The organism is Microvirga sp. VF16, from assembly GCF_016864375.1.
Classification (GTDB): Bacteria; Pseudomonadota; Alphaproteobacteria; order Rhizobiales; family Beijerinckiaceae; genus Microvirga.
Window position 1 is genome coordinate 334,208 of the sequence record NZ_CP069355.1, and the last position, 19,030, is coordinate 353,237.

The 19,030-nt window shown below is 61.3% G+C and carries 15 protein-coding genes and 1 pseudogene; 1 reads left to right on the forward strand and 15 read right to left on the reverse strand.

Translation table 11 applies throughout. The features are described 5' to 3' along the window. Positions 1-248 precede the first annotated feature (248 nt). From JO965_RS27070 to putA, 9 genes and pseudogenes are all read right to left on the reverse strand, one after another. Entirely contained in the window at positions 249-890 is a 642-nt protein-coding gene (locus JO965_RS27070; RefSeq protein WP_203445185.1) for a hypothetical protein, read from the reverse strand. Then, positions 887-1,822, reverse strand: a complete 936-nt coding sequence (gene panC, locus JO965_RS27075; RefSeq protein ID WP_371826935.1) for a pantoate--beta-alanine ligase — start codon at positions 1,820-1,822, stop codon at positions 887-889. Before panC ends, JO965_RS27070 begins: the two co-directional genes overlap by 4 nt. An 8-nt stretch (positions 1,823-1,830) precedes the next feature. Beyond that, positions 1,831-2,709, reverse strand: coding sequence for a 3-methyl-2-oxobutanoate hydroxymethyltransferase (gene panB, locus JO965_RS27080; RefSeq protein WP_203445187.1), 879 nt, complete (start codon positions 2,707-2,709; stop codon positions 1,831-1,833). 69 nt (positions 2,710-2,778) lie between these two features. After that, positions 2,779-4,209 carry an NAD(P)(+) transhydrogenase (Re/Si-specific) subunit beta gene (locus JO965_RS27085; RefSeq protein WP_203445188.1) on the reverse strand — a complete coding sequence of 477 codons (1,431 nt, stop codon included), beginning with the start codon at positions 4,207-4,209 and terminating at the stop codon, positions 2,779-2,781. A 10-nt stretch (positions 4,210-4,219) separates the two neighbouring features. Next, on the reverse strand, positions 4,220-5,791 hold the full coding sequence (locus tag JO965_RS27090) for a Re/Si-specific NAD(P)(+) transhydrogenase subunit alpha (protein WP_203445189.1): 1,572 nt from the start codon (positions 5,789-5,791) through the stop codon (positions 4,220-4,222). A 450-nt stretch (positions 5,792-6,241) separates the two neighbouring features. Continuing rightward, positions 6,242-6,436, reverse strand: coding sequence for a putative PEP-binding protein (locus JO965_RS48130; RefSeq protein ID WP_246777087.1), 195 nt, complete (start codon positions 6,434-6,436; stop codon positions 6,242-6,244). 3 nt (positions 6,437-6,439) lie between these two features. After that, a pseudogene (locus JO965_RS48135) lies at positions 6,440-6,733 on the reverse strand (PEP/pyruvate-binding domain-containing protein); the annotation flags it as partial. Between the two features lie 154 nt (positions 6,734-6,887). After that, the gene (locus tag JO965_RS27100) at positions 6,888-7,214 is read right to left on the reverse strand and encodes an ATPase inhibitor subunit zeta (RefSeq protein ID WP_203445191.1); all 327 of its coding nucleotides are present in this window, start codon (positions 7,212-7,214) and stop codon (positions 6,888-6,890) included. Between the two features lie 179 nt (positions 7,215-7,393). Continuing rightward, positions 7,394-11,116, reverse strand: coding sequence for a trifunctional transcriptional regulator/proline dehydrogenase/L-glutamate gamma-semialdehyde dehydrogenase (gene putA / locus JO965_RS27105; RefSeq protein ID WP_371826968.1), 3,723 nt, complete (start codon positions 11,114-11,116; stop codon positions 7,394-7,396). Between the two features lie 186 nt (positions 11,117-11,302). On the opposite strand from putA, the gene JO965_RS27110 reads away from it, so the two are divergent. After that, the gene (locus JO965_RS27110; RefSeq protein ID WP_203445192.1) at positions 11,303-11,764 is read left to right on the forward strand and encodes an Lrp/AsnC ligand binding domain-containing protein; all 462 of its coding nucleotides are present in this window, start codon (positions 11,303-11,305) and stop codon (positions 11,762-11,764) included. Positions 11,765-11,830: 66 nt separating this feature from the next. Here the strand turns inward: JO965_RS27110 and JO965_RS27115 are convergent, their stop codons facing one another. The 6 genes from JO965_RS27115 to JO965_RS27140 all read right to left on the reverse strand — a co-directional run bounded on the left by JO965_RS27115 (position 11,831) and on the right by JO965_RS27140 (position 19,024). Beyond that, entirely contained in the window at positions 11,831-13,090 is a 1,260-nt protein-coding gene (locus JO965_RS27115; protein ID WP_203445193.1) for a Glu/Leu/Phe/Val dehydrogenase, read from the reverse strand. Between the two features lie 937 nt (positions 13,091-14,027). Further along, positions 14,028-15,314 (reverse strand): FAD-dependent oxidoreductase, encoded by a 1,287-nt coding sequence (locus JO965_RS27120; RefSeq protein WP_203445194.1) that lies wholly within the window; start codon positions 15,312-15,314, stop codon positions 14,028-14,030. A 187-nt stretch (positions 15,315-15,501) separates the two neighbouring features. Beyond that, positions 15,502-16,125 (reverse strand): helix-turn-helix domain-containing protein, encoded by a 624-nt coding sequence (locus tag JO965_RS27125; protein WP_203445195.1) that lies wholly within the window; start codon positions 16,123-16,125, stop codon positions 15,502-15,504. A 2-nt stretch (positions 16,126-16,127) separates the two neighbouring features. Next, positions 16,128-17,147, reverse strand: a complete 1,020-nt coding sequence (locus tag JO965_RS27130; protein WP_203445196.1) for an Ldh family oxidoreductase — start codon at positions 17,145-17,147, stop codon at positions 16,128-16,130. A 30-nt stretch (positions 17,148-17,177) separates the two neighbouring features. Continuing rightward, the gene (locus tag JO965_RS27135) at positions 17,178-18,041 is read right to left on the reverse strand and encodes an ATP-binding cassette domain-containing protein (RefSeq protein WP_203445197.1); all 864 of its coding nucleotides are present in this window, start codon (positions 18,039-18,041) and stop codon (positions 17,178-17,180) included. Beyond that, positions 18,038-19,024 (reverse strand): ABC transporter ATP-binding protein, encoded by a 987-nt coding sequence (locus JO965_RS27140; RefSeq protein ID WP_203445198.1) that lies wholly within the window; start codon positions 19,022-19,024, stop codon positions 18,038-18,040. Before JO965_RS27140 ends, JO965_RS27135 begins: the two co-directional genes overlap by 4 nt. Positions 19,025-19,030: the final 6 nt, after the last annotated feature.

Here is a 19,030-nt window from a genome sequence, read left to right on the forward strand (position 1 = left end):
ACAACGGTGAATGCCGATGAAGTGGCAGAGATCATAAGACAAAGATCAATGACCATTCGTCGCCAATAGGTCAAAAAGTGGTTCACCATGGCATCTCTCGGAAGGTAAGGGGTCATCGGATGTTCACTCAGTGGCACCAACCGTTCAGCGGTGAAGTGCTAGCCCGCGCTCGACGTGAATGTCGCCTCATCTCTCGTGCGTGCTCTTGCAAGCATGGAAGGCGTGAGACGTCAGGTCAGGCTGGATTGTCATGGCTCAAGCCTCACAGACTGCGTCGCAGATCCCGCTTGCGGCCTTCCATCGTGGCTTGTGCTCAAAGGTGGCTTTGAGGCCGCAACCGCGATGAGGTCGGAGAAAAACCTTTCCGTCACGAGCGCGAGCGCCGTCCCGGTCTCGCTGAGGATCACAGTGGTGTGCTCGAGGATGACCTCAGGTTGGGAGTGGTGCCCTGAGGCGCTGAGCCGCGATGGATCCTCAGACGGATCAGCCGTGAGGGGCCTGATTTGCACAGCGAGCGTGCGCCGGGAGGGACGGAGCCGAGCAATGACGGTGCCGAACGGCAGATCGGTCGTTTGCAGAACATCCTCCATGCCCGCCGCCAGGCGTTGCGGCACGAACCAATTCTCGGCCGTCGCAAGCGGCAAAGGGCCTCGCAGGATTTGAACCTGCCGGAACTGGACGGTTTCAGACGCGAGGGGGGCTAACGCAGCTTTGACGTCGTCCGGCACGGCTGCCAGCACGTGCCGCTGACGGCACGCGACGCTGATCGGTCCCTGCGAGAGGCCATGCTCGTCGCACCAGGCCAGGAGCGTTTCCGTCGCCGTTGCTCCGGCGATCAGGCGGGCGTTCAGGTCCTGAATGAGAGCCTCAATCTCGGATCGTGCCATCATGACGGTCGTGGCTCGTTCGCGCTGGCCGTGGCCTGCCGATCAAGCGCATGCGAGACCAGCTCCAGTTCGTGATCGGACAGAGCTGTCGGCGGGGGGATCAGGAGCACATTGTCGATCAGGCGCGTAGCCCCCACAGAGGCGGCCACGCACAGCGCGGCCGGCTGCTCGACGATCCCATGAGCGGCTTCCAGCGTGCGAGCGTCCCGCAGCTCGAGATACTGCAGCTGGTCGACCTCGGTCATCTGGGCCCGCGCGATCGCGATCAACCTGCCGCTGTCGCGCTCGCCCTGCCCGTACGCCGCCTGGGCGGCCAACAAACCCTGGCTGAGGCAGCGGGCGCGTTGCCGATCGACTGGGCTCAGATAGCTGTTGCGGCTGCTGAGCGCCAGCCCGTCCGGCTCGCGTACGGTCGGCACCGTGACGATCTCGACCGGTAGGTTCAGGTCGCGCACCAGCTGCCGGATCACAGTACATTGCTGAAAATCCTTCTGGCCGAAGAAGGCGACCTCCGGCTGCACGATGTGGAACAGCTTGGTTACCACGGTGGCCACGCCGCGGAAGTGCCCGGGCCGGATGGCGCCGCACAGTGGCTCGGCCACAGGTCCGGGCTCGATCGTGGTCTGGAAGCCGGGCGGGTAGATTTCGCCCGCATCGGGCACGAAGATCAGGCTCACACCGGCGTTGCGGCAGAGCGCATGATCCTGCTCCAGGGCACGCGGGTAGCGGTCAAGATCCTCGTTCGGGCCGAACTGGGTCGGATTGACGAAGATGCTCACCACGGTGATGTCGCAGCGGGCGACGCTCTCAACAATGAGCGCCCGATGACCCGCGTGCAGAAAGCCCATGGTCGGCACGAAGCCGACCCGCAGGCCTGCGGCGCGATAACCACGCAGGGACTCGGTCAGGGACTTGATCGTGCGGAAGGTCAGCACCGATGGCCTCATGTAGTGGTGGAGGAGCGTGGCACCCAGGCGGACACCGCGTCCCGGGCATCGGCCGGCAGGGCATAGGCCTCGGCCGGCGCTGGAAAGGCGCCGCGGCGCACATCCTCGGTCCAATGGGCAAGAGCCTGTTGCAACAGATCGAATCCATCGACGTAGGTGCGCACGAACTTCGGCCGGTGGCCTTGGGTCAGCCCGAGCACGTCGTGCAGGACCAGCACCTGGCCCGAGCAGAGTGGCCCGGCCCCGATGCCGATGGTCGGGATATTCAGGGTCTGGGTGATCCGCGCCGCCAGCTCGGAGGGAATGCCCTCGAGCACGAGGGCAAAGCAGCCCGCCTCCTGCAGCCGATGCGCGTCCTCGAGGATCTCGACGGCATCTTCAGCCCCCCTGCCCTGCACCTTGAAGCCGCCCATCGCATGCACGCTCTGCGGCGTCAGGCCCAAGTGCCCCATCACCGGGATCTCGCACTCCACGAGAGCGCGGATCGTCTCGACCCGCTTGGCGCCGCCTTCCAGCTTCACCGCCGCCGCGCCGCGCTGGAGGAAGCCGCCGGCATTGCACAAGGTGTCGTCGACGCTGAGGTGGTAGCTCAGATAAGGCATGTCGGCGACGAGCAGGGCTCTTGGCTTGATCCGGGCCACGGCTTCGAGATGATGGTTCATCATCGCCATGCTGACCGGGAGCGTGTTGTCGAAGCCGAGGCACACATTGCCGACGCTGTCACCGACCAAGAGCATGTCGACAACAGGATCGGCCAAACGCGCCGTGACGGCATCATAGGCTGTGGTCATCACAAGCCGTCGACCGTCACAAACCCACTGCTGAAGCAGCGGAATGGTGATGGTCGGCTTATCGGGAGAAGGCACATGGCTCATGGCAGTTCTCTCGTTCCATGTGGCGCCAGAAGCCGAGAATTCAGCGTCGAATGCCCCACATCAGACGCTTCAGATGGCCTGCACCAGTTGATCGATGCTGGCTTTGGCATCGCCGTAGAACATGCGGGTGTTGTGCTTGTAGAACAGCGGGTTCTCGATGCCGGAATAGCCGGTCCCCTGCCCGCGCTTCGACACGAACACCTGCTTGGCCTTCCACACCTCCAGCACCGGCATGCCGGCGATCGGGCTGTTCGGGTCCTCCTGCGCGGCCGGGTTGACGATATCGTTCGAGCCGATGACGATCACCACGTCGGTGTCGGCGAAGTCCGCGTTGATCTCGTCCATCTCGAGCACGATGTCGTACGGCACCTTGGCTTCCGCCAGCAGCACGTTCATGTGCCCCGGCAGGCGCCCGGCCACCGGATGGATGGCAAAGCGCACGTCCTTGCCCTTGGCGCGCAGGCGGCGGGTCAGCTCCGACACCGATTGCTGCGCCTGCGCCACCGCCATGCCGTAGCCCGGCACGATCACGATGCTGTCGGCCTCCTCCAGAGCCGTGGCCACCCCGTCGGCATCGATGGCGATCTGCTCGCCGGCGATCGCCATCACCGGACCCGTGGTGTTGCCAAAGCCGCCGAGGATCACGCTGATGAAGCTGCGGTTCATGGCCTGGCACATGATGTAGGACAGGATCGCACCCGAGGAGCCGACGAGCGCCCCGGTGACGATCAGGAGGTCGTTGCCGAGCGTGAAGCCGATCGCCGCCGCGGCCCAGCCCGAGTACGAGTTGAGCATCGACACCACCACCGGCATGTCGGCCCCGCCGATGCCTAAGATCAGGTGATAGCCGATGAAGAACGCCAGCAGGGTCATCGCCACCAGGGCCCAGATGCCGGCCCCCTGCACGTACAGCACCAGCAGGATGAGCGAAGCCAAGGCCGCTGCCGCATTGAGCCCATGGCCGCCCGGCAGCTTCTTCGCCTTGCCGTCGACCTTGCCGGCGAGCTTGCCGAAGGCGATCACCGAGCCGGTGAACGTCACCGCGCCGATGAACACGCCGAGAAAGACCTCGACCCGCAGGATGGCGATCTCCACCCCGCTCTTGTGCGCCAGCACCCCGGCAAAGCCGGTGAGCCCACTCCGCGCGGCCTCGTCGAGGGCGAGCACGCGGGTGAGTTCGAGATCGGCGTTGACGCCGATGAACACGGCGGCCAGACCCACGAAGGAGTGCAGCGCCGCCACCAGCTGCGGCATCTCGGTCATCGCGACCGTCCTGGCCACGTACCAGCCGAGGGCGGAGCCGATCACCAGCATCACCGCGATCACCGCGTAGTTGCCGATGCCGGGGCCGAGCACGGTGGCCCCGACGGCGAGCGCCATGCCGGCCATGCCGTACCAGACCGCCCGCTTGGCGCTCTCCTGGCCCGACAGACCGCCGAGCGCCAGGATGAACAGGATGGCGGCCGCCACGTAGACGGCGGAGACAAGACCAAAGCTCATCTTCAGCTCCTTACGACTTCTGGAACATGGCCAGCATCCGGCGCGTGACCAGGAAGCCGCCGACGATGTTGATGGTGGCGATCAGGAATGACAGGGATGCCAGGCTGACCACCAGCCAGTGGCTCGAGCCGACCTGCAAGAGGGCGCCGAGCACCACGATGCCCGAGATGGCATTGGTCACCGCCATCAGCGGCGTGTGCAGGGAATGGCTGACGCCCCAGATCACCTGGAAGCCGACAAAGCACGCCAGTGCAAAGACGATGAAGTGGGCCATGAAGCTCGCCGGCGCATAGGCGCCCACCAGCGCGATCAGCAGGCCGCCGGCCATGAGCAGGCCGACCTGGGTGCGGGTCTGCGCCTTGAAGGCCGCCGCTTCTTTAGCCCGCCTCTCCTCCGGCGTCAGTTCCTTGGGCTTGTCCTTCGGCTTGGCGGCCGCGATCGCCGGCACCTTGGGCGGCGGCGGCGGATAGGTGATCGCGCCCGCATGCGTGACCGTGGCGCCACGGATCACGTCATCGTCCATGTTGTGGACGATCACCCCGTCCTTGTTGGGGGTCAGGTCGGTGAGGAAGTGGCGGATGTTGTTGGCGTACAGCGTCGAGGCCTGGGCGGCCATGCGGCTCGGGAAGTCGGTGGTGCCGATGATGGTGACGCTGTTGTCGGTGACGATCGTCTGATCCGGCACGGTCAGGTCGCAGTTGCCGCCGCGCTCGGCCGCCAGATCGACGATCACCGAGCCCGGCTTCATGGCCTGGACCATGTCGGCCGTCCACAGCTTCGGCGCTGGCCGTCCCGGGATCAGGGCCGTGGTGATGACGATGTCGATCTCGGGGGCGAGCTCGCGGAACTTGGCGAGCTGCTTCTCGCGGAACGCGGGGCTCGAGGGCGCGGCATAGCCGCCGGTGGCAGCGCCGTCCTGCGTCTCTTCGAACGCGAGGAAGACGAACTGCGCACCCATGGACTCGATCTGCTCGGCCACCTCGGGCCGCACGTCGAAGGCATAGGTGATGGCGCCGAGCGCGGTGGCGGTGCCGATGGCCGCGAGCCCCGCCACGCCGGCCCCGACGACCAGGACCTTGGCGGGCGGCACCTTGCCGGCGGCGGTGACCTGGCCGGTGAAGAAGCGGCCGAAGGCGTGGCCGGCCTCGATCACGGCGCGGTAGCCGGCGATGTTGGCCATGGAGGAGAGCGCGTCCATCTTCTGGGCGCGCGAGATGCGCGGCACCATGTCCATCGCAATGACGGTGGCGCCCTGCGCCCTCGCCTGCTCCAGAAGCTCAGAGTTCTGCGCCGGCCAGATGAACGCGATCAGGGTCTGGCCGGCTTTGAGACTCCTCGTTTCCGAAATCGAGGGCGGGCGCACTTTAGCGAGGACATCGACCGCATCGAACAGTTCGGCTGCGGTATTAATGAGTGTCACGCCGGCTGCTTCATAGGCTGCATCGGGAAAACCGGCCGCAAGACCGGCGCCAGATTCGATAAAGCATTTGTGCCCAATCTTTCGCAGCTGCAGCGCGGATTCCGGTGTCATCGCCACACGCGCCTCGCCCGAGTACGTCTCCTTTGGCGCTCCAATTTTCATCGCGCTACTCCAATTCAATTAGCAGATCTGGGCATCGAACCGGCTCTGTCGGAACGTCAATGACCTTTTTCAAGGCACACACACTTTTCAGAACTGGCAGTAGGACATCATGAGCCTTGATGGTGTCGAAGGGCGAGTTGACCACAGCTACTCTCACCAAGTCTGAGCGAAGGCTGCATGGCACACTGCCGCGGCGACGAAGCAGCTCCAAGCAGCACTCCAATTATTCCAATGAGACCTGTGCAATCGCATTCTTGCGTAGCTGAGGAGGAGTTTCTCATGCAAGAGTTCCAAATTCTAAATATCCGTCCAGCAATAGTGAATTCTTCTATTTCATGGATAAAGAACAGTAGCTCAGCTCCAAGCAGACGACATTTATACTATTAAGCGTCCGAACGGCAGCGGGAACGCAGTTCTCGTGACGGACCTCTTCACCTATCGCGATTTGCATCAGGCGGTCTTTCCGGTTCGCTGTCTAAGGCCCGCCTGCGCAGCGGCCGGGCGCGCGATCGGCACGCGGTAGGGCGAGCAGGACACGTAGTCGAGCCCGACCGCCTGGCAGAAGTGGATCGAGGCCGGATCGCCGCCGTGCTCGCCGCAGATCCCGAGCTTGATGGTGCTCCTCGTCTTCTTGCCGCGCTCCACCGTACCGGAGCGGACGGAGACCTGCAGCGGGTTGGCGCCATCGCCGAAGGTGCGGCCGGTGAGGCGGCCGACGAAAGCGAGAGCGTTCTCGACTTGGTCTTTCAGCGCCTGTGGATAGGAGCGGCCGTGATCGTAGTAATAGGTGCAGACTTCCGTCGTGATGGTGAAGCCCGGAGGCACCGGCAGGCCTAAGTTGGACATCTCGGCCAGATTGGCCCCCTTGCCGCCGAGCAGGTTCTTCATCCCCGCCTGGCCCTCGGCCTTACCGTCTCCGAAGGTATAGACCCAGTGTGACATCCTGTTAGCTCCCATCCAATGCGGAAGTGGTTCTTCAAGTGAGGTGTTCGGCATGGTCTCGGGAGCTGGTCAACGGCCTTCCTCAGTCAGCTGTCCGCGTCGACCTGGCGAAAGTGGTGATTGATCCCTGATGCCCGGATTGAGGTCGAGAGCTCTAGTCGGTGACAGCCAACTGCCGGAGCGCTTCCTGGTGGAAGTAGGAGACACGCTCAGACACTATGGCTTCGGCACGGCCGACGCCGAAGGAAGTTAAATCGGCGACAAGCCGCGAGACGAGCCTCTCATTGTCGCCGGATTGCTCACTCGTATCGAGGATGGTCTGCACGTAACGAGAAAGTGCCGCACCTTCTAAACCAATCTTCCCGCCGACCCAAAGACAGGCGAGCACATTGCGGCGCCTCACCGGGCTGTCGGATCCATCCCAATCTTCTATGTGACCGCTACCTGCGTCGAGGCTGTCCGATGCGTGAGGCTTCATCATTACCATTCTCAGTGTTGGATTGTAGACAAGTGTGCAGCGGCTTGTCCGCAGTGTCTGCTATCGGCCGAGTTGCTGCCCATCCGATGTCTTGATTGTCCTACCGACGCAGGCGATCCGCGTGCTTTCGGCAGTGCGAGAAAGCTGGCGCTGCCGAGATGACTTGCGGGCCAAGTCAGATTTCACCCGATCGTCATGAGACTTGCGTTTCCTCCGGCCGCTGCTGTGTTGATGCTCGTCGCAGACTCCTCAATGAGCCAATCCAGACAGTACTCCTCCTCGGATGTGGCGAGACCTGTGCTGGAAGCACCCTGGACAATGACGATCGGGCCATCGAATGCCGCAACACGGCAGTTCACCTGCCTCAGCTTTTCCGGATCTCCCTCGACCAGCACCGCGGCAATCGGGCCCACCTTCTCCCAGTCAGCTGTGACCGTCATCCGCTTGGCAAGATCAGGCGGCAGATTGGATACGGCCTCGGCCGCTTTGGACGCCGCATCGACCACAGGAGAGTTGCCGGTGGCCAGGGCCGCGCCGATCTGGAGGAACAGGCCGGCCTCGGTCTGCGGCACAAGCAAAACTTGGCCGCGCCGGCGTACCGCATACACGTTGTCCTCCCCGACAGGGCCAGGCAGCCGCATGCACCCGCCCAAAGGAGAGCGAACCAGATAGCTGCGGGTCCGCTCCGCTTCGCTCATGCGGCCGCTGGCGGCGAGCCAGTCACAATACGCCTTTGCCGGGGCGAGATCCTGCTCGGACGATTGAATGCGAAGACCGACATCGGGTCGGACGCTCAGGAGGCGCAGGAGGTACAGGCGCCCGCCAGCCTTCGGTCCTGTGCCCGACAGGCTGCGGCCGCCAAACGGCTGGACACCGACGATGGCCCCGATCACGTTGCGGTTGACATAGATGTTGCCGACCTCGATGCGCTTCGTCACCCGATTGACCGTCTCGTCGATGCGCGTGTGAAGGCCGAACGTCAGGCCATAGCCCGTGGCGTTGATATCATCGATGAGCTGATCGAGGTTCTCGCGCCGATAACGGATCACATGAAGGACAGGTCCGAACACTTCGCGCTTCAGTTCGGAGATGCTGCCAATCTCGATGATCGTCGGAGCCACGAAGGTCCCGTGCTCCGTCCCGGCGGGAAGTGGCAGAACGTGGGTTTTGTTGCCGCGTGCCACCATAGCCCGAACATGGTCGGTGATCGTGCGCTGCGCCTCCTCGCTGATGACAGGACCAACGTCGGTGGACAATTGATCAGGGTTGCCGATCCGTAGCTCCCGCACGGCGCCTTTCAGCATCGTGAGGGTACGATCGGCAATTTCCTCCTGCAGGCAGAGGATGCGCAAGGCCGAGCAGCGCTGACCGGCGCTGTCGAAGGCCGACGAGATGACATCGGCCACGACCTGTTCGGCCAGGGCCGAGGAGTCCACGATCATCGCGTTTTGACCGCCTGTCTCGGCGATGAGCGGAATCGGTTGGCCATTCGACAGAAGCCGCTCCGCGAGCTGGCGCTGGATGAGACGCGCCACTTCAGTCGAGCCTGTAAACATCACACCCCGCGTAGCGGCATGGGCCACCATGGCGGCTCCGACCTCGCCGGCGCCCAGCAGAAGCTGCAGCACATCCGCCGGGATGCCCGCTTCCCGCAGGATCCGCACGCCTTCGGCGGCAATCAGGGGGGTCTCCTCTGCCGGCTTGGCGAGAACCGGGTTGCCGGCCGCCAAGGCTGCCGCGACCTGCCCTGTGAAGATCGCCAGCGGGAAGTTCCAGGGACTGATGCAAACGACCGGCCCGAGCGGCTGGTGCGTCGCCGGGTCGAAGTCTTTCCGGACCTGAGCTGCATAGTAGCGCAGGAAGTCGATGGCCTCGCGCACCTCGGCGATGGCGTTCGACACGGACTTGCCGGCTTCGCGGACGATCAGGCCGAGCAGTGTCGGCATCCGGGCCTGCATCAGGTCGGCGGCGCGCAGCAGGCAGGCAGCCCGCTCGGATGGCGGAGTTGCAGCCCATTGGGGCGCGGCTGCTTCGGCCAGGCGGAAGGCAGCCTCGACAGTTTCCAGGCTCGCTTCCACAACGGTCCCAACCTGATCGCGGTGGTCCGCGGGATTGAGAACCGGTCTCGGCGTCCCCTGCCCTTCGCCGCTGCCGAGCAGCGGAACCGCCGTCCAGGAGACTTCGGCACTCGCACGCATCGCTTCGGAGAGCATCGCCAGCTCCCGCTCATTGGAGAGGTCAATGCCCGATGAGTTCAGACGCTCCGCCCCATACAGATCACGTGACAGGGATATCTTCGGATGGGGCGCTCCCAAAGGCGTGATGCCCTTTGCAACCGCGACCGGATCGGCGATGAGCTCGCTGACCGGAACGGACGCGTCGGCAATCTGGTTCACGAAAGAGCTGTTGGCACCATTCTCGAGCAAGCGCCGCACGAGATAAGCGAGCAAGGTCTCGTGTGTGCCGACCGGGGCGTAGATGCGGCACGGCCGGTTGAGCTTGGAGGCGCCCACCACTTCCTCGTAAAGCGGTTCGCCCATGCCATGGAGGCACTGGAACTCGTACTGTTCCGGACGATAGTTGTCACCGGCCATCTTCAGGATCGTCGCAAGCGTGTGAGCGTTGTGGGTCGCGAACTGCGGCAAGACCGCATCAGGGGCCGCGAGCAGTTTCCTGGCGCAGGCGATATAGGACACATCGGTGTACACTTTCCGCGTGTAGACCGGGAAGTCCTCAAGCCCGTCGACCTGGGCCCGCTTGATTTCGGCATCCCAATAGGCGCCCTTGACCAGACGGATCATCAGACGGTGTCCGCTGCGGCGGCCGAGGTCGACCAGGAAGTCGATCACGGCCGGGCAACGCTTGCCGTAGGTCTGCACCACGAAGCCGATGCCGTTCCAGCCGGCGAGCTCCGGGGCGAAGCAAAGCTCTTCCAGGAGATCGAGCGAGAGCTCAAGGCGATCGGCTTCCTCGGCATCAATGTTAAGTCCGATGTCGTAGCGACGCGCCAGCGCCGCGAGCGCCTTCACCTTCGGCAGCAGCTCTCCCATCACGCGGTCGGCCTGCGAGCGGGCATAGCGCGGATGCAGGGCCGACAGCTTGATCGAAATGCCCGGACCCGCATAGATCCCGCGGCCGGCCGCAGCCTTGCCGATGGCATGAATGGCCTGCTCATAATCCCGGTAATAACGGGCGGCATCCTCCGCCGTTGTCGCTGCTTCGCCGAGCATATCGTACGAGTACGAAAAGCCCTGCCCTTCCCGCTTCCTGCTCTTCTCAAGGGCCTCGTCAATGGTCTGACCCCTGACGAACTCCTCGCCCATCAGGCGCATGGCTGTGTCCACGCCCTTGCGGATCACCGGCTCTCCCAACCGCGCGACAAGGCGCGTAAGCGCGGAAGAGAGGTCCTCCTCGTTCGAGGCGCCGGTCAGCCTTCCGGTAACGATGAGACCCCATGTGGCGGCATTCACGAAGAGCGACGGGCTATTCCCGACGTGAGACTGCCAGTTCCCGGGTGCGATCTTGTCCCGGATCAACGCATTCCGTGTGGCCTTGTCGGGAATGCGCAGCAGTGCCTCGGCGAGGCACATCAGCGCCACGCCCTCCTGGGTGGAGAGGGAGTATTCATGGACCAGGCCCTGAACGCCTTTGCCGCTTTGCTTCTTCCGCAGGGCCAGCACCAGCGTCTCGGCCACCGTCGCGGTGGCATCGACGGTGACGCTGGGCAGCGTGGCCGCCGCGATCAGGCCCGGCAGGCACTCGGGCTCGGGACGGCGGTAGGCTTCCGTGATTTTTGCTCTGAGCTCGCTCTGTTCGCGGATCGGCGGCGCGAACCGGGCGAAGGGACGGTCCGCTCCGTCGCCGTGAGACACGATCGTTGCACCAGACTGCTGAGCCACACTTATTGGTCAAACTCTTTCATAACGAATGTCGCGCCCACGAATGCCTCATCGTTCCAGGTGTTAAGCTGGCGGCCGGAGCCAGTGGGCGGGCGAGTAGCAGGATTCTAAGGCCAGGTCAGCCGTATATCTATAGTTGATTTCACGCCTTTGCCGGATAAAATCAGGCTGATGTAGCTTGTAGACGTGCTTATGACGGATCTGGACAAAATCGACCGACGTATCCTCGCAGTCATGCAGGTGGAAGGACGCATACCCAACAACGAGCTTGCGGATCGCATCGGCCTCTCACCGACCTCGACCAGTGACCGGGTAAAACGCCTCCAGAAGGACGGCTATATCTCCGGGTTCAGCGCTCGGGTGGATCCTCATCGGCTCGGTTTTGGACTGTTGGTGTTCGTGGAGGTTCTCCTCGATAAAACCACGCCCGACGTGTTCGACAAGTTCGCCCAAGCGGTTCGTCGTGCGCCTGAGGTTCTGGAGTGTCATATGGTGGCTGGCGGCTTCGACTATCTGATCAAAACCCGCTTGGCCGACATGACCGCGTACCGTCGGTTCCTGGGCGACGTCCTGCTGTCGTTCCCGGGCGTCAAGGAGACGCGCACCTACGCAGTCATGGAGGAGGTCAAAAACGATGGACCTCTTCCAATCTGAAATGCTCTGGCGCCTCGTGAGGCAACGCTGCTATCTCCGAGCAAGCCGCATCAGCCCCCTTTGATCCTAAGGGAAGAGCCCTCGTGTTTGCTTGGCGCCGCGGACTTTCTCGACCCCAATGGCCATTGCGGCTTCGCGATTGGAGATGCCATCGCGAACAGCGCGGTCTGCAACGTGCTGGAACGACCGGTCAAGGATGCTGTAAAGGCGGTCGACAACCTCAGCCCGTCCCCAGAAAAGCTGCTGCAGATCCTGCACCCATTCAAAGTAGCTGACGATCACGCCACCCGAGTTGCACAGAATGTCAGGGATGATGAAGATCTCATCGCCGCGCTCAGCAAGGATCTTGTCTGCATCCGGCGTCGTCGGCCCGTTTGCGGCTTCAGCAAGGATTCGACACTTGAGCGAGCCGGCGTTTTGACCCGTGATCACCTGCTCCATCGCTGCCGGAACGAGGATGTCGCATGGCTGCAGCAGGAGCTCGTCCGGGTCGATGAGGACCTCAGTCGAGAATCCCGCAAGCGAGCCATGATGGGCAACGTGGTTCATCAGAGCCGTGACATTGAGGCCAGCAGGATCGTAGTAAGCTGCCGTATGATCGCTCGCACCGACGACACGGACACCTCGGCTGTGAAGGTTCTCCGCTGTGACGCTGCCAACATTCCCAAAGCCCTGCACGATGGCCGTCGCGCCGCTCGGAGAGACTCCCAGCCGATCAAGCGTTTTACCGATCAGGTGAGCGACACCAAGCCCGGTTGCCTCGCGTCGACCTTCCGTCCCACCGGACACGACTGGCTTTCCTGTGACGACCTCAGGAAATGTACGCCCCTGATACATGGAATAGGTGTCCATGAACCAAGCCATCACCTGCTCGTTGGTTCCCATATCGGGCGCCATCACGTCTGTATGTGGCCCAACAAACGGGATCATTTCCTGCATGTACCGGCGTGAGAGCCCCTCGAGCTCTCGCTTGGATAGGGCGGCGGGATCCACCGTGACACCACCCTTAGCCCCACCATAGGGCAATCCAGCCAAGGCGCATTTCCGGCTCATCCAAACAGCCAGTGCAGCAACCTCGCCGATGTCCACGTTCTTTGAGAAGCGCGTGCCGCCCTTTGTCGGCCCGAGCGTCAGATGATGCTGGACCCTGTAGCCTTGGAACACCGCAATCGATCCATCATCGCGGTGGATGGGGCACGACACTGTGACAGCCCGCTTTGGATATAGGATACGCGCGCGCTCAACCTCAGGAATATCCAAGTGATCCGCAATAGCAGCGAACTGCTGGCGGCACATCTCGAATACGGGTCCGGTATAAATCGTCACGACATCGCTCGCATTTTGTCAGGAGAAGTGTGGCTTGCCAGAGCCAATTTGGGTGGCCTTGGACCGGTGAGCAAGTTAATTGAGAGTGATCCGAACTTCGATAGCCGATTCCGCCGTTGCGCCGGATATAATGCGGTGTTTTGCGACAATTCCGAAAATTGCAACGGTCACCAGCCAATGACATTGGCCGATCTCAGCGTTCGCACCGCGATTAGAAGCATACAATGACGGCAGTGATCTGCATGCAAGCCCAATAAGAGAGGCCTACCTTCCCAAGGATAATAACGAGCACCTCACGCTGGCCTTTGAAATGACGAAGCTCGCAGCAGGCGAGATGGTGCACATCAGCGACTAGCGCATCGTGCGGAAAAGTGGACCCAGTTTTCCGCACCGAACGATGCTCTAAGCTGGGCAGCCCATCTGCCATGGCCGTTCGACCAGAGCCGTGCATTGCTCGGCGGAGACGAGCTCCGATGCATAGGAAGGCAGATAGAGAACTGCAAAATTCAGCGGGTGCGCCATGATGAACGTTGTGGCCGCTCTTCCGCATCAGATCTACTTTTATTGGCTGATCAACTTAGATCATCCCGGACGACTAGGCGATAACCACCACTCGGCTTGGAAGCAGATATATCTACTAAGTTTGATCAAAACGAATTGCGCTTACATATACGATATTTGCCGTGGCAGCTCGCTTGAAGTTTGGAGCACTGGGTGAGTTACTGGATTGGTGGAGGTGCTTCCGCGACCTCGTTCTCGTCCCTCTCTGCCGCATGCCGCCACTCCTGGACGGCAAGGGTGCTCTCTCGGTCGGGACAACGGCTGCCATCTTCGCGTGAGTAGCCAAGATCGGTGAACGACCGCAGACGTGACGGAACTGGCGAGAACCTATTAGTCTCCGTTACGAGAGAAGCTATGAACACCCGCATTAGCTATCTCAGACGTGCAGGAGCCAAGGGGCGTTGGCCGACACGTCAGTCAGTGACGGCTGTTCCCCCGTGATCCTCTGCGCTAGAAGCTCACCGCACCCCAGGGACATCGTCCAGCCGAGCTGCCCGTGCCCCGCGTTGATCCAGAGATTGTCGAACTTTCGTACTCGGCCCAGATAAGGAGGGCCTGCCGCGGTGGTGGGGCGGAGACCCGCCCAGAATTCAGGACTCTCTAAATCCACCGCATTCCCAAAGGAACGGCGCACATAATCGGCTATCTTCGAGGTGCGTGCTTCGGAAACAGAATAATCGCGCGTCGCAAACTCGGCAATCGCTGTCACGCGAAGCTTCCCGTTGTACGTGGCTACTGCCAACAATTTTGTCTCGTCAACATATGGCAGCGACGGAACTCCGAAAGGATCCGTGACCTTCCAGGTACCGGAATATCCCTTCACCGGGTATATATTGGTGAGGAAACCAAGAGAGCGGGTTATATCGGACGTTTCTACACCCGTTGCTAGGATTACTGCCTTGCAGGGTATGTCACCACGATTCGTGACGACCGCCTGAATAGTGCCGTTGGCGCGGCGGAAACCTGTGACACGGGTGTCGAAGCGCAGGGCTACGTTATGCGTCTCCTGCAAATAGGCAGCTGTGCGTCGGGTAAACAGCCGGCAATCACCCACCGCGTCTGATGCACTGAACAGCCCGCCAACCAAACGGTCAGACATCGCCGATAATCCCGGTTCGCGGACGACCAACTCGTCACGGCTAAGAATCTCGACTGAATCGTCACCATGGTCCCGGATCGATGTGACGTAGGCGGTGAACTGCGCTTTGTCCTGGAACAGATAGAGGCCCCCCTGATGGCGGGTTTCCTTCGGCAGGTTCATCGCGAACTCAGCCGCGGCAACGAGCTCGCGGCTATACCGGCTCAAACGCTGAAGCTTGCTGGTATTTTTTTGATGGGCCGAGGGAAGGCAGTTGAGTAGGAACTCCGTTCCCCAGCGCCAGAGTGCCGGATCCATGAGGCGCGTTACTTTCACTGAGGGGTCACGCCCGGCAATCGCCTTGATCATGGCCCCGAGTGCTCCCGGTCCCGCCCATGCCTTTGCGTGACCAACAGCGATGATACCTGCATTCGCACGGCTACACATTTCGGCCGGACCGGATAATGCGTCAACGACGGCCACGTTGAGGCCACGCCGCGCTAGGGCATATGCCGTCATAACCCCGGCCACGCCGGCGCCGATTACGACGATGGGCTCGCTGCCACTCCGAACTGCGTCACTCATGCGACAACCTTCAAGTTTCCGACACCACAGTCATTGGCGCTTGCCCAACCAGCACACGCGTTGCCGCGGTCCTTCAATCAAGACCGGACAACTTGCCTCCTCGATTGGGAAAATGCGCCTTCTCCTCAGCTTGCGGGAAACGCCTCCCACCGCGATCTAGTCCCTCTGCCGTCCCTGAACGCCGCTCTCAGCGGCTGGGGGGATTCTCCTGAACAAGGATCCCATGAACACGGGTGGCAATCCACAAGATCAATGCATCTTCGTCGCTTACCGAGACCAGTGCGTGTCCCATAGTTGAATCGAAGTAGCTGCTGTCGCCCGGAGAAAGACGAACAGGCGCATAATGTTGAGTATACAGCAGCACGTCACCCGACAACACATAGAAGAATTCTTCGCCCAGATGCCCCTCAATTTTGGGAAACTCTTTGATCGAGTGCGCACGCACACGCGTCAGCAGAGGAGTAAACTGCTTGGTTGAAAGCTCAGCGCCGAGCATCTCGTATTCGTAATGAGGGGTCTTTTGCAGAATGCCCTCGCCTGCCCTGGTCACGACCAAGCGCCCCGCTGCACCAGCCTTGGTGGTACTGCCGAAAAGCTCCGTCACATCGACGTCAAGGCCGGCAGCAAGCCGCAAGATGGTGTCGTAAGTCGGTGAAACTTGACCGTTTTCGATTTTCGATAATGCCGAAACGGACAGTCCCGATTGCTGCGCCAGATCATTCAGAGTGAACCCGAATTGCTTGCGCAGTCTTTGCACGGTAACGCCAATCGGTGGATATTTGTTCTCGTTCACATAATCCAATTGCGCCATCTTTATTTCGCTTTCATCGCATGGTCTGTCAGCCTTTCGAGAACGGCTGAGGATATCGATATGTGTGTTTTGCCTTGGATGCGCCACCGGCGCATTCCTGGATAGCTTTGCATTCCTGCCTCTCGAAGCATGACAATGAATTGACTGCTGCGATCGGAAAATCCGTCTGGCTCGGAAATAGCAGGATCGATTCCGATGATGATCTGTCCTGTATGCGGCGTCTGAGCGCCAGGATGAGCAGACCAGTCTACCTCTGAGGAGAACTTCCCCCCCGTCAATCCCGCGACCAATAGTTCGATCATCAGGGAAATTGCCGACCCCTTGTGCCCGCCGAAAGGCACGAGCGCTCCACCATTGAGGATCTTGTTCGGGTCAGTCGTGGCCTCGCCATTGCTGTCAACCCCCATACCAGGTGGCAACGTACGACCCTCGCGAGCCGCGAGCTGCACGTCACCATTGGCCATGGAGGTCGTTGCGAAGTCGAAGACCAGCGGAGCCTCTCCCCTAATGGGTGCAGCAAAAGCAAAAGGGTTGGTCCCGAGAAGTGGTTTCTTCGCCCCTACCGGGATTGAACAACCGAAACTGTTGACCATCGAGATCGCAATCAGCCCCTCTTGTGCGAAGGGCGTTACATCCGGCCAGAGTGCGGCGAGATGATGCGATCCACGTATTGACAGCAGCGCAATGCCACTTTCGCGGATGCGCTGAACGAAAAGGGCCCGTGCCGCATGCAGAGCGACCTGCGCGAAACCGTTCTTTGCGTCGACAAAAACATGGCCAGCTGCTTTCAGGTGAACCTCGGGCACGGCCGCACCATCAACCCAACCCGAACGCAGAGAGGAGACGTAGCCGTCGACACGGAATACGCCATGGCTGAACGAACCGGCCGCCTCAGCGCTGGCGCAATTGGCGGCGAGGATCGCAGCGGTTGTGGAAGAGCAGCCGTGGCTTTCAAAAATACGCGTCAGAAGTCCCTCTAACGCCTCCAGAGAAACGTCGACGGTGCCAGACTGAAGGTTCAATGCATTGTTCCTTATTCCAGATTATGGAGATCACTGGCAGACATAGGATGGATGCTCACGCATCGCCTCGCGGGCGGCAGTGTCGACCCTTAGATCGGGGACGCCGGCGCCTGGCGCGACCGTTAGGGTTGAGTTGAGCAAAAGCTGTGTATAGGGATGGCGCGGTTCTTCGAAGACACGCTCGGAAGCATTCATTTCCACAATCCGGCCAAGGTACATAACGGCCACGCTGGTCGTCATATGCTGTATCACGCTCATATTGTGGCTGATGATGACATACGTCAGGTTGAATTCCTCGCGCAGCTCCAAGAGCAGGTTAAGGACCTGAGCCTGGACCGATACATCGAGCGCAGAAGTTGGCTCATCACATATAAGCAACTTGGGACGCGTGATCAGTGCCCGGGCGATAGCAACACGCTGCCGCTGGCCACCCGACATCTGGTTGGGATAGGCATCGAAGAAACGCGATGGAAGCCCCACAACGTCGAGGATCTTTCGCGCGCGTTCTTCCCGCTCCGCCGACGTACCCTGGCCACGCAAATAGAGTGGATAGGCCACGATCTTGCCCACCGTCTGGCGTGGGTTCAAAGACGAATAGGGATCCTGGAAGATGAACCCAACGCGCTCCGCGATTTGCCGCCGTGTTAGGCCCGCGATCCGTTGGCCATCCAGAAGGACATCTCCTTCTGCGGGTGTGAGGAGACCGAGCATAATCTTCGCGAGCGTGCTTTTGCCGGAGCCGGACTCTCCCACGAGGCCGAGAATGTCGCCTTTGTCCACACGGATAGATACATTATCCGCTGCACGCACCGGCGCGCTTCGGCCGAAGATACCTCTTCGCCCAGTATATGCGTGCGAGACGTTACGCAATTCGAGAACGGGTTCGTCGCTCATGCCACAACCTTTCGCCGGAATTCGCCTTCGCCAATCCTTATGCAACGGGCCTCATGGTCGCTGTCGATCTTCTCAAGTTGAACCGGCTTACGGCAGGCTTCACAGGCGAGAGGACACCGATCAAAGAAATGGCATCCCTCCATGCGGTTCAGGAGCGACGGCACCGTGCCAGAGATGGAGGGCAGGGGCTTCATTCGCGGATGAGACGGGTCTGGTACCGAGCTGAGCAATGCACGGGTATAAGGGTGGGACGGATTGGTGAAGAGTTCTGCGGCAGGCGCCGTCTCTACCACTTGGCCAGCGTACATCACGATCACCCTGTCGGCGATGCGCGAGACAAGCCCTAAGTCGTGGGTGATCATGATCAATCCCATGCCGAATTTCTTTTGCAGGTCTATGAGCAGGCGCAACAGTTCAGCTTGGATCGTCACATCGAGCGCGGTGGTCGGCTCATCCGCCACGATCAACTCCGGTTCGCACATGAGTGCCATGGCGATCACCACGCGCTGACGCAGGCCGCCCGAGAGCTCGTGCGGGTATTGGTTCAGTCGCTGAGCTGCGTTCGCGATCCCGACCTGTTCGAGCAAATAGATTGCTCGCTCTTTGGCCTCTCCCCGGGAAGCATTGCGATGAGCACGATAGACATCCGACAGTTGGCGTCCGACCCTGTGCAGGGGATTGAGCGCCGTCATCGGCTCTTGGAAGATCATCGACATCCGGTTGCCTCGCAAAGCGCGAAGTTCGGATTTCGAAATCCTTTGCATGTCGACGCCACCAAAGGTCAATTGACGCGCCGTTCGCGTCGCCGCTTTCGGCAGAAGTCCCAGAAGTGACAGTGCCGTGATCGACTTCCCGCACCCGGATTCGCCGACGATGCATAGGGTCTCGCCCTTTGACACGCTGAAGCTGACGTCCTGCACAGCGGAAAGAGTTCCCGTTGCCGTAGCGATGTCGATGTTCAGGTTTTGGACATTGAGTAGCATTGGCTT

Excerpts from the sequence above, each read along its gene's own strand:
- JO965_RS27070 (WP_203445185.1), bottom strand. The coding sequence starts at position 890 with ATGATGGCACGATCCGAGATTGAGGCTCTCATTCAGGACCTGAACGCC.
- panB (WP_203445187.1), bottom strand. The coding sequence starts at position 2,709 with ATGAGCCATGTGCCTTCTCCCGATAAGCCGACCATCACCATTCCGCTG.
- JO965_RS27085 (WP_203445188.1), bottom strand. The coding sequence starts at position 4,209 with ATGAGCTTTGGTCTTGTCTCCGCCGTCTACGTGGCGGCCGCCATCCTG.
- JO965_RS27090 (WP_203445189.1), bottom strand. The coding sequence starts at position 5,791 with ATGAAAATTGGAGCGCCAAAGGAGACGTACTCGGGCGAGGCGCGTGTG.
- JO965_RS27100 (WP_203445191.1), bottom strand. The coding sequence starts at position 7,214 with ATGATGAAGCCTCACGCATCGGACAGCCTCGACGCAGGTAGCGGTCAC.
- JO965_RS27110 (WP_203445192.1), top strand. The coding sequence starts at position 11,303 with ATGACGGATCTGGACAAAATCGACCGACGTATCCTCGCAGTCATGCAG.
- JO965_RS27120 (WP_203445194.1), bottom strand. The coding sequence starts at position 15,314 with ATGAGTGACGCAGTTCGGAGTGGCAGCGAGCCCATCGTCGTAATCGGC.
- JO965_RS27125 (WP_203445195.1), bottom strand. The coding sequence starts at position 16,125 with ATGGCGCAATTGGATTATGTGAACGAGAACAAATATCCACCGATTGGC.
- JO965_RS27135 (WP_203445197.1), bottom strand. The coding sequence starts at position 18,041 with ATGAGCGACGAACCCGTTCTCGAATTGCGTAACGTCTCGCACGCATAT.
- JO965_RS27140 (WP_203445198.1), bottom strand. The coding sequence starts at position 19,024 with ATGCTACTCAATGTCCAAAACCTGAACATCGACATCGCTACGGCAACG.